Below are 14711 nucleotides of genomic sequence, written 5' to 3'. Positions count from 1 at the left end.
GGCCAGAGTCTACACGCCGCAGCCACGGGCGACGACCTTCGCGCCGCGCGGGCCAGACCGGCTCCTGATCACTGGGCGCTCAAGAGCGGCACGCGTACACTTCAGGCTATCAGCGCGGTCGCTCATGCACCGCCTCTCTTCTGACAGCCAACCGACAAGGAGCACGTCATGGTCCACAGCATGACCGCCTTCAGCCGCCAAACCCATGAAGCCGACTACGGCACCCTGACGCTGGAGCTGCGTTCGGTGAACCAGCGCTATCTCGAACCGCACTTCCGCCTGCCCGACAGCCTGCGCGAACTCGAAAGCGCCTTCCGCGAAGGCCTGCGCAAGCGCCTCAACCGCGGCAAGGTCGAACTCTCGCTGCGCTTTGACGCCGAAGCCGGTGCCGACAGCCTCGCCGTCGATGCCAGACGCCTGGGCGAACTCAGCCGCGTGCTCGCCGAAGTCGGCCAGCACTGCCCGGACGCCCCGCAGCCCTCACGCCTCGCCCTGCTCGACTACCCCGGTGTGCTGGTGCGCGAAGGCGCCGATCAAGAACGCATCAAGGCCGATGCCCTCAGCCTGTTCAAGCGCGCGCTGGACGAACACATCGAAGGCCGCGCCCGCGAAGGCGAACGCCTCGCCGAACTGATCAGCGCACGCCTCGATGGCGTCGACACCCATGTCGCCGAAGTCCGCCGCCTGATGCCCGACATCCTCGCCCGTCAGCGCGAGAACCTGCTCGCCCGCCTCGAAGAAGTCCGCGCCACCCTCGACCCGCAACGCTTGGAAGCCGAACTGACCCTGATGGCCCAGAAGGCCGACGTCGACGAAGAGCTGGACCGCCTCGACACCCACGTCGGCGAAGTCCGTCGTCAGCTCACCCAGAAAGGCCCCATCGGCCGCCGCCTCGACTTCCTAATGCAGGAACTCAACCGCGAAGCCAACACCCTCTCCTCCAAGTCCGTCGTTGCCGACACCACCCGCTGCGCCGTCGAGCTCAAGGTACTGATCGAACAGATGCGCGAGCAGATTCAGAATATTGAGTGATATCCCGCCAAAGGAGTTAGCCGGATGAGCAGACCCGAACCATGGAGTGGTGAAGAAGTCACAGCGATTGTCGAAACGTACAAGAAGATGCTGGTTGCAGAACTTTGCGGCCAGCATTACGTGAAAACGGACCACAATCGTGAGCTTGCCAAGAAATTAAATAATCGCTCAAAGGCTTCTATCGAATTTAAGCACCAAAATATTAGTGCCGTGCTGCGCGATGCCGACTGCCCCTATATCAACGGCTACAAGCCGATGAGTAATTATCAGGGCATGCTGGTCGATGTTGTTGAGCGCCACCTACTGAGTACTGAGCTATTCGATCAGGCAGCACGCAATGCAGCAGACCGACCGGTCATTGATGCACCGGCCCCAAAAGATACTTCCATCATTGTCACACCACCGGAATCCAAGACGCCTCAGTCCAGCGTGCAGGAAGCCAAACAGCGTTACGCGCCGCCCACACCGGTTAAGCGCGATTACCTGGCGCGAGAAGCCCGCAACCATGCACTGGGGAGTGCTGGCGAACGCTTTGTGGTGGCCTTTGAGAAGATGCGCCTTAGAAAAGAAGGCCTGACATCGCTGGCCGAGAAGGTCGAGCATGTGGCGGAAACCCTGGGCGATGGCTTGGGCTATGACGTCCTGTCCTTTGATGCGGATGGACGAGAGCGTTGGATCGAGGTGAAGACGACGGCATTTGCCAAAGAGTGCGCTTTTTTCATCACGCCAAATGAACTCAAGTGCTCGCAGGCCAATCCTGAGCACTACCACCTTTTCCGTATCTTTAGCTTCTTAACCCAACCCAACATGTACTGCTTGAGGGGTGACCTCTACCCGCAATTGACGCTCAACCCGCAGAGCTATCGCGCGCACCTGCTGTGAATGTCTGGCGCCCGCCTCTCATCAATTGAAACTCTGCCCGACAGGCGCCATCTTGTCTGCATCCCTCAACTGAGGGCTTTTCCGCTCAAGGAGTCAGGCATGTCTATCGAACAAGTGCTGTACCGTGCAGAAGCCACTACCACTGGGGGGCGTGAAGGCAAGTCGCGTTCTTCCGATGGGGCGCTGGATGTCACCCTGAGCACGCCGAAGGAGCTGGGCGGTGGTGGCGGTGAAGGCACCAACCCGGAGCAACTGTTCGCGGCTGGTTATTCTGCCTGCTTCATCGGTGCCATGAAGCACGTGGCCAGCACTGACGGCGTGACACTGCCGGAAGGCCTGGAGATCACCGGCAAGGTGGGCATCGGCCAGACTCCGGCCGGTTTCGGTATCGAGGTGGCGTTGGATATCAGCCTGCCGGGCATGGACAAGGCCGAGGCGGACGCGCTGGTCGAGAAGGCGCACCAGGTGTGCCCGTACTCCAACGCGACGCGTGGCAACATCGATGTGACGCTGAACGTCAGCGTCTGATGACTGACGACTGATTGCCAGACACGAAAACGCCGCCCCTCGGGGCGGCGTTTTTGATGGTGCGAGACGCGCATTGCTTTCGAGCGCGCGGGCCGATCAGACGCCCTGCTCGCGCGCCATGCGGCGGGCAATCAGCGGAGCGTTCCACAGGCTGGGCAGCAGAATCAGCGACACCGGCACGGCGGTGACGACGATGAAGGATTGCAGCGCGTTGATGCCGCCATCGCCCATCGAGATCAGCAGCGCCGCGACCACGCCCATCATCAGGCTCCAGAACACGCGCACGCCACGCGGCGGATTGTCGTGACCGCTCATCACCATCGAGACCGCATAGGTCATCGAGTCACCGGTGGTGGCGACGAACAGCGTGGTCAGCACCAGGAACAGCACCGAGATGGTGAAGCCGAACGGCAGCTGCTGGGTGATGGCGATCAGCGCTGCCGGCAGATTGAAGCCGGTGAACGGGCCGGAGACGCTGCCCGGGTTGCTAAGCTCGAAGGCCAGGCCGCTGCCACCGATGATGGTGAACCACAGGCAGGTGACCAGCGGCGAGATGACCGCGATCAGCAGCACCATCTGACGCAGGGTGCGGCCACGCGAGATACGCGCGACGAACATCGCCATCAGCGGACCATAGCCGATGAACCAGCCCCAGAAGAACAGCGTCCAGCCATTCAGCCAGCCATCGTCACCCCGGAAGGAGGACATGGCGACGAAGTCACCGACGTAGCGCACCAGGCCCTGCGGGAAGGCTTCGAGCAGGAAGCCGGTCGGGCCCATGATCAGGATGAACAGCAGCAGCGCGCCGCCGAGCAGGACGTTGGTGCTGCTCAGGAACTGGATGCCACGGGTCACGCCGCTGACGGCGGACAGGGTGTAGATGACCGTCAGCACGAGCAGCAGCGTGAGCTGGGTTGCGTAGGTGTCGGGAATGCCGAACAGCGCATTGAGGCCATAGCTGACCTGCAGACCGAGAAAGCCGATGGGGCCGACGGTACCGGCCACCACTGCCAGCACGCAGCAGGCATCGACCAGCGCACCGATGGGGCCACGCATGACGCGGTCGCCGAACAGCGGATAGAGCAGCGTGCGCGGCTTGAGCGGCAGGCCCTTCTCGTAGTGCAGGTACATGAAGATGATGCCGGTCAGGCTGCCGAGCATCGCCCAGGCCAGAAAGCCCCAGTGCATGAAGCTCTGCGCCAGCGCGTTGTAGGCGGCATCGGCATTGCCTGTCGGGGCGTCCGCGCCGAACACCGGCGGCGGCGAGGTGAAGTGAGCGATCGGCTCTGCCGCTGCCCAGAAGACACCACCGCCCGCCAGCAACGTGCACAGGATGATGGCCATCCAGCGCAGCGTCGAGATATCCGGCGCCGCCAGCCCGCCCATACGCACCCGTCCGGTACGGCCGATGGTCAGCACGATGGCGATGACGAAGGTCGCCAGCATCAGCGCTTGCCAGTAGGCACCGAAGTATTGGGTCGAGACACCGAAGGCACTCTGGATGAGCGCGGAGACAGCGTCGAGATCCACCAATGCGGCGATGGCAAACACTGCCAATACGCCACCACTGATGATGAAGACGGGCCAGTCGATACCTTGCGGGGTGTGTGCGGGTTCAGCGGGGGGATTTACCGGTGTGGCGGAGCCGGACGAAACAGTCCGGGAAGAATCCGTCATTAGTCAGCCTCTGGGCATGATCTGAGTGACGGTGCAGTGTATCAGCCGTAAAACGCTGAACTATGACACAAGCCGTTGTTTTTACACCTATGTAACGCGACGTATCACCAAGCCTACAGCCGTTTTACATCCGGGCATCGGTGATAACAACTCATGACCTCCCTCGGCTGCCATCTTCGGGCCATGCCAGACTGATCCGTGCATGACGACATGAAAAGGCCGCCCGAGTGGGCGGCCTTTTTCACATCAGCCAGTTACAGCCCTTGCTCACGCGCCATCTGCCGCGCGATACGTGGGGCATTCCACAGACTGGGCAACAGCACCAGCGAGACAGGCACCGCGGTCACCACGATGAAGGATTGCAGCGCATTGATGCCGCCATTGCCCATCGAGATCAGGATCGCCGCCACGACACCCATGATCAGGCTCCAGAACACACGCACGCTGCGTGGCGGATTGTCGTGCCCACTCATCACCATCGAGATGGCGTAGGTCATCGAATCCCCGGTCGTGGCCACGAACAGCGCCGACAGAATCAGGAACAGCACCGACATGATGAAGCCGAACGGCAGCTGCTGGGTGATGGCGATCAAGGCCGCCGACAGATTGAAGCCGCTGAACGGGCCCGAGACGCTGCCGGGGTTTTCCAGCTCGAAGGCCAGGCCGCTGCCGCCGAGAATGGTGAACCAGACACAGGTCGCGAGCGGCGACAGGATGGTGATCAACAGCACCATCTGACGCAGGGTGCGCCCCCGAGAGATACGCGCGACCAGCATCGCCATCAGCGGACCGAAGCCGATGAACCAGCCCCAGAAGAACAACGTCCAGCTATCCAGCCAGCCGCTATCGCCGCGGAAGACCGCCATCGGCACGATATTGTCCAGGTAGTCGACCATGCCCAGCGGGAAGGCCTTGAGCAGGAATTCGGTCGGCCCGAAGAGCACGATGAAGAACAGCATCGCGCCGCCGATCAGCACGTTGGCACTGCTCAGGAACTGGATGCCACGCATCACGCCACTGACGGCGGACAGGGTGTAGACGAGGGTCAGGATGGCCAGCAGTACCAGTTGCGTCGCGTAGGTATCGGGAATGCCGAACATCGCATTGAGACCATAACTGACCTGGATGCCGAGGAACCCGACCGGCCCCACGGTGCCCGCGATGACGGCCAGTACGCAGCAGGCATCGACCAGCGCGCCGATCGGCCCACGCATCACGCGTTCTCCGAGCAGCGGATAGAGCAAGGTGCGCGGCTTGAGCGGCAAGCCCTTCTCATAGTGCAGGTGCATGAAGACGACGCCCGTCAGACTGCCCAGCACCGCCCAGCCGAGAAAGCCCCAGTGCATGAAACTCTGCGCCAGCGCATTGTAGGCCGCATCGAGATTGCCGACCGGTGCCTCCGGCCCGAAGACGGGCGGAGGCGAGGCGAAGTGCGCGATGGGCTCTGCGGCGGCCCAGAACACGCCACCACCGGCCAGCAGGGTGCACAGAATGGTCGCCATCCAGCGCGGCGTGGAGATGTCAGGCGTCGCCAGCCCGCCCAAGACCACGCGCCCCGTGCGCCCGAAGGTCATGCCGACGGCGACGAGGAAGGTCACGATCATCAAGCCCTGCCAATAGGCACCGAAGTAGGTGGTCGAGAAATCGAAGGCGTGATTGATCAGGGCCGACACGCCGTCCAGGTCGATGAGCGCGGCGGCGACGAACAGCGCCATCACGCCTCCACTGAGGAGGAAGACCGGCCAGTCCAGACTGCGGGAGCTGTTGAGCGCTGTGAGCTCGGAATCAGGAAGTGCTGCTGCTTGATCGGGAGAGGATGTGGTGTGATCAGCAAGAGATGCGGCGTGATCGGAAAGGGGAGCTGCTTGGGTTGCGGAGCCGGACAAGGCAGTCCGGGTGGTATCCGTCATTAGTCAGCCTCGGGGCATGATCTGAGTGACGGGGCAGTCTAACAGGCGAGAAAGCGCCGAATATGACACAAGTGATTGTTTTTACACCCATGTAACGCGACGTATCATCAAGCCAACAGCCTCATTACATGCCTGCCACCCCGTAACTGCCAGCGAGAGGCTCGCCGCGGGAGCGCGCAGCTGCGAGGATGGAGTCTCACGGTGGCCAGCCTGCCGGTCGCCTTCGATCCACTGCCGCTCGCGGCCCCTGCAACGAACGCAAGCCATGACCTCGCCCCGTCGCCGCGACTTCACCCCCGCGATGAAGCGTCGCAACCAGCATCTGCTCAAGGATGTGACCTGTGCCCAGAGCGCACCGCTCAATGTCGCCTTCATTTTACTGGAGCACTTCTCGATGCCCGCCTTCACCAGCGCCCTCGATGTGCTGGTCACGGCCAATCTGCTCCGCGATATCCCCTTCTATCGCATTCACACCTTCGGGGTGACGGCGGGCAGCGTACGCAGTGATCTGGGCATCGACATCATGGCCAGCGCCGGGCTCGAGTCGCTGGGGCAGGCACAGATCGACATGATCATCGTGTGCGGCGGCTACCGGGTGCAGCTGGACGAGATTCCCTTGCTGAGCGAGGTCTTGCGGCGAGCCGACCACCAGAGCTGTCGCCTCGGCAGCCTGTGGAATGGCAGCTACTTTCTGGCAGCCGCCGGCGTGATGGCGGGCCATCGCTGCACCATCCATCCCGAGAATGCGGCGCTGTTCAGCGAGTCATTCCCCCAGCTGGAGCTGTCGCGTGCCCCGCTGGTGGTGGAAGCGGCACGCTTCAGCTGCACCAATGCCGGCAGCGCGTTGAACATGATGCTGGAAGCCATGCGCCAGCGTCACGGCGATGACCTGGCGCGCAGTGTCGAGGAAATCCTCGCCTGCGAGCGCCCCGCGACGCCCAGCCCCTGGCATCCGGACCAGACGCTGCCCGCGCCGGACAGCCAGCACCCGGAGGCCCTGCGCACCATCCTCGAGCTGATGAGCAACAACCTCGAGGAGCCTTTGAGCATGAGCGAGATCTCGCACTGCGTGACGCTGTCACGCCGCCAGATCGAGCGCCTGTTCACCCGCCATCTGGATACCACGCCCTCGCGCTACTATCTGGAGCTGCGCCTGACCCGGGCACGCCAGCTGCTGACACAGGGCAGTGCCAGCATCACCGAGGTCACCGTGGCCTGTGGCTTCGTCAGCACCACCCACTTCAGCCACTGCTTCCGTGATTACTTCGGCATGTCGCCGACACGCGCGCGTCAGCAGCGCTGACGATGCCCTATCGCTGACTTGCCGGCGCCGCTCCACAGACATTCCGCCACGGAAACGCAAGACGCCGCCCCGAAGGGCGGCGTTTTGCGTTTCGGCTTGTGCTCACGGGGGGGCTTGCCCCGCGCTCACAATCTCGCTTCAGGCCCACATCAGGCAGAAGCCGTCTGCAGCTCGCGGCGCTCATGACGCTGACCGAGCAGGAAGACGATCAAGCCCGCGATGGCCATCGCCACCCCGACCAGGCCGATGGAGGAATGCGACGGGCCATAGGCGAAGGCCATGCCGCCACACCAGGCGCCCAGCGCATTGGCGATGTTGAAGGCCGCATGATTGAGCGTCGCCGCCATGGTCTGGGCGTCTTCCGCCACATCCATCAGGCGCATCTGCAGCGCCGGTGCCAGGCCGATGCCGGTACCGACCAGCCCGACGAACAGGATGCCGCTCCAGACGCCATCGGCGGCGAAGTAGAAGCCGCCCTGCACCAGCGCGCTCCAGATCAGCACGGCAGGAATGGTGCGCATCAGGTCGATGTCCGCGGCACGGCTACCGATCAGGTTGCCGATGATGGTCCCCACCCCGAAGACGGCCAGCACCATCGGCACCAGGTTCTGGGACAGCCCGGCCTGGACATTGAGCGTCTCCACCGCATAGCTGTAGACACTGAACATGCCGCCGAAACCGATGCAGGCGATGCCGAGGGTATAGAGCACCCGCGGCTTGATCAGCGCTGCCAGCTCGGTGAGCGGGGTCGCGTCCTGATTGCCGGCCTGATAGGGCACGAAGCCGCGCACCAACATCGCCGTGGCCAGCGCCAGCAGGCCGACGACGAGGAAGGCGGAATGCCAACCGAACAGGCTGCCGAACCAGGTCGCCGCTGGCGCCCCGATCAGAATCGCCACCGTCAGGCCCAGCATCACGCGACCGACGGCCCGCCCGCGCTCGCCGGCGGGGGCAGCATCCGCCGCCACCAGGGCCGCGACGCCCAGATAGACCCCGTGCGGCAGGCCGGCGATGAAGCGCAGCGCGGCAAAGCTGGTCAGCGACGGTGCCAGCAGGCTGGCCACGTTGCTGACCGCGAACAGCAGCATCAGGCCGATCAGCAGCCCGCGACGCGGCAGGCGTGCGCCCAGCGCCGAGATCAGGGGCGCACCGACCACCACGCCCATCGCATAGGCACTGATGGCGTAGCCGACCTGCTGCGAGGTCACATTGAAGTCCGCCGCGATGTTGGGCATCAGGCCCATGATCACGAATTCGGTAGTGCCGATGGCAAAGGCACCGAGCGCCAGCGCCAGTTCAGCGATGCGCGGATGGCGCGCAACGGGGGAGGCAGACATGTCCAGGTCTCCTGAAACTTGAAAAGGGGGTATCACCCGTGGCCGTACTCAGCCGTGGCGCCGCTGTCAGGGGCAGGCCACGGCTGACATTGCCCGCGCATGGCTGGCGCTACGCAGGGCAAAAGACCGCGCGCCATTCATCATCAGCCGGAAGGCGGGAATGAATGGCGCGCGGGACAGGTAACGGGTGATGCGCTCGTGCGCGGCCTCTCTGGCGGAGGCCTGCGGCACGTCTGGCGCTGCTCTATCGACTTATGTACGCGGCTTGCGAAGCACGGTTCACGAACCTCGTCTGACAAGACGCGAGGGGAATCACGGGAGTGCGTAAGCTCAGGCCAGCGTGGCGAGGCGGCGGCAACCGTGTGTCCCTTCAAGACCCCAGGCCGGCGCGAGAACTTGCTGACGCGAGAACTTGCTGACGCGAGAACTGGCCGACGCTTGAGTGATAACTGAAATATACGACCATTGTTGCAGATAACGCCACGCCAACCCAGCCACTTCGCGACGACAACTGTGATGCCCGAGCTGCAACATTGCATCACGGGACTGTCATGCGCGCGTGCAGCGGAAGCGGGGTGGATTATGCGATAATGCCGCGATTCAGCGACAGCAAGCGGATCACTTCCATGTCTTCGACTTCTTCAGCATCTTCCTCGGCGGCCAGCAACGCACGTGGCACGCTCTACATCATTTCCGCGCCGTCCGGCGCCGGCAAGACCACCCTGGTCAAGGCACTGCTGGAGCGCATGGACGGTATCGGCGTGTCCGTCTCGCACACCACCCGCGGCCAGCGCCCGGGCGAGCAGGATGCCGTCAACTACCACTTCGTGGATGTCGATCACTTCAAGACCATGATCGAGCAGGGCGACTTCTTCGAGCACGCCCAGGTCTTCGACAACTTCTATGGCACCTCGCGTCCGGCGGTCGAAGCTCGCCTGAGCAAGGGCGAGGACGTCATCCTCGAGATCGATTGGCAAGGCGCCCAGCAAGTGCGCGCCCAGGTGCCGGAGGCCGTCTCCATCTTCATCCTGCCGCCGTCGCGTGAAGCGCTGCTCGAGCGTCTGTCCGGCCGCGGTACCGATGGCGAGGACGTGATCGCGCGTCGCATGCGCGATGCGGTCAGCGAGATGTCCCACTACGACGAATACGACCTGATCGTCATCAATGATGACTTCGAGCAGGCCCTCGACGAGCTGTGCGGACTCGTCAATGCCCAGCGTGCGCGTCTGCCGCGCGTGCAGCATCGCCACGCGGCACTGCTCGATTCCCTGCTGGCCGACTGATGACGGCAGCGGGAATCCCGCTGCTCGCTCAGACGCTCAGTCAGCCGCGCGGCCGGCCGTTCTGACAGCAGTCCGGACAGCCTGACAGTCGGGCAGGACTTGCCGGCTTTCGTCCTGATCATGCGCGCTGTGGTCGCGTACGCCGCCGACAGACGCGTCAGGCGAAGGAGTTGATCGCGCCTGACTTGTCATGTAACAACGGCGTCGAGTAGACTCGATTCCCTTTCAGAATCATTGGCCGCTGAGCCGTCTCGCCCCTGGCGGGCCGGCTCAGCGGCATTGTGCTTGCGTCGTGTGCGAGATACTGTCAGATGATCAGGGTAAGTGACCCCTAGCGGTCGCGGCACTCTGCGCTGATTACACGCCGACAGCGAACCCCGAATATCCCGCTATTGATAGGTGCACCGCCATGGCTCGCGTAACCGTAGAAGATTGCCTCGAGAACGTCGACAACCGCTTCCAGCTGGTGATGATCTCCACTCGTCGTGCCCGTCAGCTGTCACGCGGCAGCCGCAACGCCCAACTGCCGTGGGAAAACGACAAGCCCACCGTCCTCGCCCTGCGCGAAGTGGCGGCGGGTCTGGTCGGTCGTGACATCCTGAATGAGCCGGTCGAAGCTCCGATCCAGCGCAAGCCGGTAATGCCGCAGATCGAAGACTGAGCCCACGCTCAACCTGCCGACTGCATGTGTGCTTCCGCACCTCTGCCACTCCCGCCCTCGCGGCCGGAGCACGGGGTGCGGGCCCGGAATCACTCTGAGCCAAGGCCGCTGAATGTTCACGATCGATGACCTGGCAGACCGCCTGGGCGGTTATCTTCCCGAGGAAGAGATCCGTCAGGTTAGGCGCGCCTTCTATTACGCCGAGCAGGCCCACGACGGCCAGCGCCGGCGTTCCGGTGAGCCCTATGTGACCCACCCGCTGGCGGTGGCGAACATTCTCGCCAATATGCACATGGACCATCAGAGCCTGATGGCCGCCATGCTGCACGATGTCATCGAAGACACCAGCGTGACCTTCGAGGCACTGGCAGGCCAGTTCGGCGAACCCGTCGCCCTGCTGGTGGATGGCGTCTCGAAGCTGACCCAGATCACCTTCGAGGACAAGGCCGTCGCCCAGGCCGAGAACTTCCAGAAGATGGTGCTGGCGATGTCCCAGGACATCCGCGTCATCATCGTCAAGCTGGCCGACCGTCTCCACAACATGCGTACCCTCGGCGCCCTGCGCCCCGAGAAGAAGCGTCGCATCGCCCGTGAGACGCTCGAGATCTACGCCCGCGTCGCCAACCGTCTCGGTATCAACACCATCCGCGTCGAACTGGAAGACCTCTCCTTCCAGGCGCTGCACCCGATGCGTTCCGAACGCATCAAGCGTGCCGTCACCGCCGCGCGTGGCAATCGTCGTACCCTGATGCGCGAGATCCAGGCCAGTCTGCAGAACGCGCTGGAGCGCGATCAGCTGCCCGGCTCGGTGATCGGTCGTCAGAAGCATCTGCTGTCCATCTATCGCAAGATGCGTGACCAGCAGAAGCCCTTCAATGAATTGATGGACGTGTTCGGCTTCCGCATCATCACCGATGACGTGGACAGCTGCTATCGCATCCTCGGCGTGGTGCACAATCTCTACAAGCCGGTGCCGGGTCGCTTCAAGGATTACATCGCGATCCCCAAGGCCAACGGCTACCAGAGTCTGCACACCACGCTGTTCGGCATGAACGGCATGCCCATCGAGGTACAGATCCGTACCCGCGAGATGGAAGCGATGGCCAACAACGGCATCGCGGCGCACTGGCTGTACAAGGCCGGCCAGACCGACCGTCCCATCGGCGCCGGCAGCCATGCGCGTGCCCGCGAATGGGTGCGGGGTCTGCTCGAGATGCAGCGCCATGCCGGCAACTCCCTCGAGTTCATCGAGCACGTCAAGAACGACCTCTTCCCCGACGATACCTACGTGTTTACCCCCAAGGGCGACATCATGGAATTGCCGCGCGGCGCGACGGCGGTCGATTTTGCCTATGCGGTGCACACCGATGTCGGCAACAGCTGTATCGCCTGCCGCATCGATCGTCATCTGGCGCCACTATCCTCGCCGCTGGAGAGTGGCCAGACCGTCGAAGTCATCACCGCGCCGGGCGCCAAGCCCAATCTGGCGTGGCTCAACTTCGTCACCACGGCCAAGGCGCGTTCTGCCGTGCGCCATTACCTCAAGCATCAACAGCGCAGCGAATCCGTGACCCTGGGCCAGCGTCTGCTCAACAAGGCGCTCTCCGGGCTGGACTCTTCCCTCGAGCAACTGCCGCCCAGGCGTCTCGATACGCTGGCCGCGGAGCTGGAGCTGGAAGGCGGGCGTGATGATCTGCTCGAGTCCATCGGGCTCGGCACCCGCGCCGCCTACAGCGTGGCCCAGAGCCTTCTGAGCGACACGACTAGCACCACGGCCCAGCAGCCCAAGTTCTCGGCCAAGGACGGCAACGTCCAGGCGGAGAACAGCGGCAACAGCCCGATGCAGGTCAGCGGTGGCAACAGCATGGTCACCAGCTACGCGCGCTGCTGTCACCCGCTGCCCGGCGAGCCGATCATGGGCCATCTGTCGGCCGGCAAGGGCCTGGTGGTCCATCGCCAGGAATGCAGCAACATCACCGAACTGGCCAGCGATCCGGAACGCGTCTTCCCGCTGACCTGGGCCGATCAGGTCGAAGGCGACTTCACGGTGGCGCTGCGTATCGAGGCACAGACCCAGCGCGGCCTGATCGCCGAGCTGGCCGAACTGGTCACCGATGCCGAAGCCAATATCGAACGCATCGGCATCGAGGAACGCGACGCCCATCTGGCCATCGTCAATCTGACGCTGGCCGTGCGTGATCGCATTCATCTGGCGCGCATCATCAAGCGCATGCGCAACCTGTTGCACGTGGAGCGAATCACCCGCGTCCTCAGCTGATCTACCGTACTGGCCGCGTCGTCCGCCACTGGCGGGCGGCGCGGTTTTTGTTTTCAAGGCTGCCGCAGAGCGGCCATCGGACACGTTCTTCTGAACACCCGTGTCGCGGCCAAGGCCGACTGCAGTGCAGGACCTTGACCGCGACCGAACTCGCCGTGGACGGCGAGACCCTATAACCACAATCGTAACCCGCTGCTGAAGGCCGCCACCGCACAACACTCGCAACCGGCAAGGCTTGAGCGCAGTCACAAGGAGCATGTCATGAGCAATCGCGCGATCATCAACACCGACAAGGCCCCTGCTGCCATCGGTCCGTATTCCCAGGCGATCAAGGCGGGCAACACCGTCTATCTGTCCGGCCAGATTCCGCTGGACCCGCAGACGATGGAAGTCGTCGAAGGTGGTATCGAGGCGCAGGCGCGTCAGGTCTTCACCAACCTGAATGCCGTGTGCGAAGAAGCCGCCGGCAGCCTGGGCGACATCGTCAAGCTCAACCTCTACCTGACCGATCTGGACGACTTCGCGCGCGTCAACGCGGTGATGGAAGAGTTCTTCACCGCGCCCTTCCCGGCGCGTGCCGCGGTCGGCGTCAAGGCGCTGCCCAAGGGCGTGGCCTTCGAAGCAGAAGGCGTGATGGTCATCGGTGACTGAGCACCCGCTCACTGACGATGGCAGGTCATCCGCGAGGAGTGGCTGACGCAGAGACGACAGTGCCCGCCCCGGGATTCCGGGGCGGGCACTGTCAGTTGGCGCTTCATCTGGGCACTGCGTCGCTCAAGAACTGGCCGCTCGTCAGCCAGTCTCGGCGAGCAACTTATCCACACCCGGTCAGACGGCTCGGCGCGCAACCGCATGTGGATAAGTGGAAGCGGCGGTGATCAGCGGCCCGACAATTCGCTCCTCGGCACCGTCACGCCGTGCTCCTTGAGCACCTCGGCATAGCCTTCGCGGAAGGTCGGGTAACGGAAGGTGTAGCCGCTCTCGAGCAACAGGGCATTGCCGCAGCGCTTGCTGGAACGCCGCCGCAGCGGTGACTGGATCACCTCGGTGGACTCGACCTTGAGCTGACGCGCCAACCAGGCCATCACTTCGTGCAGCGGTGCGCCATCGCAGTCGGTGGCCAGATAGATCGGCTCGACCGGCTTGCCCTCGAGGCTAAGCGCGATCAGGTGCGCCAGCACGCCCGCGCAGTCGTCACGGTGGATGCGGTTAGAGTAGAGTGGCGGGTTGCTGGCGGCGATGCGACCATCACGCGCCTGGCGGATCAGCATGTCGCGGCCCGGCCCGTAGATGCCGGAAAAGCGCACCACGGTGCCGTTGAGCGAGGAATCGAGCAGTGCCTGCTCGCCTTCGCGCATCAACTGGCCCGAGAAGCTGGTGGCATCGGTGGGCGACTGCTCGTCGACTTCCTCGCCATCCTTCTGGGCGTAGACGGAGGTCGAGGACACGAACAGCACGCGGGTCGGCGGTTTGGCGCGCGACTCGAGCTCCGCCACCAGCGCCCGAATGCCATCGACGTAAGCGGCGCGATAGGCCTCTTCGTCGAAACGGTCGGCGCTCAGCACATGTACCACCGTGTCGGCATCTGGCAAGCTGGCCAGTGCACCTTCGGCAGTGATGTCCAACGCCAGCGTCTCGATGCCGAGATCCGCGAGCTTGGACACATCACGCCTGACACCAATTACGTGCTGACCGGCCTTGAGCAGTTCGCGCGCCAGCGCGCTGCCAACGTCGCCACAACCGAGGATGAGACTCGTCTTCTTCACCTTTGCCGTGCTCCTTGGTAAAACGAATCGGTACCCACCGCATCCCAGGATGCC

At 63.6% G+C, this 14711-nt stretch carries 12 protein-coding genes; 8 read left to right on the top strand and 4 right to left on the bottom strand.

The window, feature by feature from the left end:
- The first annotated feature begins 168 nt into the window (after nt 1-168).
- The 3 genes from R2R70_RS10635 to R2R70_RS10625 all read left to right on the top strand — a co-directional run bounded on the left by R2R70_RS10635 (nt 169) and on the right by R2R70_RS10625 (nt 2442).
- Complete coding sequence (locus R2R70_RS10635; RefSeq protein ID WP_107335803.1) at nt 169-1032, top strand: YicC/YloC family endoribonuclease; 864 nt, start codon at nt 169-171, stop codon at nt 1030-1032.
- A 24-nt stretch (nt 1033-1056) separates the two neighbouring features.
- Entirely contained in the window at nt 1057-1914 is an 858-nt protein-coding gene (locus R2R70_RS10630) for a DUF3883 domain-containing protein (RefSeq protein WP_410977963.1), read from the top strand.
- A gap of 99 nt (nt 1915-2013) precedes the next feature.
- Nucleotides 2014-2442, top strand: coding sequence for an organic hydroperoxide resistance protein (locus R2R70_RS10625; protein ID WP_410977962.1), 429 nt, complete (start codon nt 2014-2016; stop codon nt 2440-2442).
- Nucleotides 2443-2538: 96 nt separating this feature from the next.
- Here R2R70_RS10625 and R2R70_RS10620 read toward each other — a convergent pair whose 3' ends face one another.
- Entirely contained in the window at nt 2539-4119 is a 1581-nt protein-coding gene (locus R2R70_RS10620) for a BCCT family transporter (RefSeq protein ID WP_153636711.1), read from the bottom strand.
- Nucleotides 4120-4373: 254 nt separating this feature from the next.
- Nucleotides 4374-6029: a BCCT family transporter gene (locus R2R70_RS10615; RefSeq protein ID WP_410977961.1), complete on the bottom strand. Its 1656-nt coding sequence runs from the start codon at nt 6027-6029 to the stop codon at nt 4374-4376.
- A gap of 265 nt (nt 6030-6294) precedes the next feature.
- On the opposite strand from R2R70_RS10615, the gene R2R70_RS10610 reads away from it, so the two are divergent.
- Complete coding sequence (locus R2R70_RS10610) at nt 6295-7332, top strand: GlxA family transcriptional regulator (RefSeq protein ID WP_303593540.1); 1038 nt, start codon at nt 6295-6297, stop codon at nt 7330-7332.
- Nucleotides 7333-7481: 149 nt separating this feature from the next.
- On the opposite strand, the gene R2R70_RS10605 is transcribed toward R2R70_RS10610, so the two are convergent.
- Complete coding sequence (locus tag R2R70_RS10605) at nt 7482-8669, bottom strand: MFS transporter (RefSeq protein WP_410977960.1); 1188 nt, start codon at nt 8667-8669, stop codon at nt 7482-7484.
- A 626-nt stretch (nt 8670-9295) separates the two neighbouring features.
- Here R2R70_RS10605 and gmk point away from each other — a divergent pair.
- From gmk to R2R70_RS10585, 4 genes are all read left to right on the top strand, one after another.
- On the top strand, nt 9296-9952 hold the full coding sequence (gene gmk / locus R2R70_RS10600; protein ID WP_052384319.1) for a guanylate kinase: 657 nt from the start codon (nt 9296-9298) through the stop codon (nt 9950-9952).
- 409 nt (nt 9953-10361) lie between these two features.
- Nucleotides 10362-10613 carry a DNA-directed RNA polymerase subunit omega gene (gene rpoZ / locus R2R70_RS10595; protein WP_043331755.1) on the top strand — a complete coding sequence of 84 codons (252 nt, stop codon included), beginning with the start codon at nt 10362-10364 and terminating at the stop codon, nt 10611-10613.
- Nucleotides 10614-10725: 112 nt separating this feature from the next.
- On the top strand, nt 10726-12891 hold the full coding sequence (locus tag R2R70_RS10590; protein WP_279836521.1) for a RelA/SpoT family protein: 2166 nt from the start codon (nt 10726-10728) through the stop codon (nt 12889-12891).
- 261 nt (nt 12892-13152) lie between these two features.
- Complete coding sequence (locus R2R70_RS10585) at nt 13153-13542, top strand: RidA family protein (RefSeq protein WP_043331752.1); 390 nt, start codon at nt 13153-13155, stop codon at nt 13540-13542.
- Between the two features lie 227 nt (nt 13543-13769).
- Here R2R70_RS10585 and R2R70_RS10580 read toward each other — a convergent pair whose 3' ends face one another.
- Nucleotides 13770-14657, bottom strand: coding sequence for an NAD-dependent epimerase/dehydratase family protein (locus R2R70_RS10580; RefSeq protein WP_410977959.1), 888 nt, complete (start codon nt 14655-14657; stop codon nt 13770-13772).
- Nucleotides 14658-14711: the final 54 nt, after the last annotated feature.

The organism is Cobetia sp. SIMBA_158 (assembly GCF_046566945.1).
GTDB classification, from domain to species: Bacteria; Pseudomonadota; Gammaproteobacteria; order Pseudomonadales; family Halomonadaceae; genus Cobetia; species Cobetia amphilecti.
Note: the sequence above shows the minus strand (reverse complement) of the source record. Positions and strands in the feature narration are given on the sequence as shown.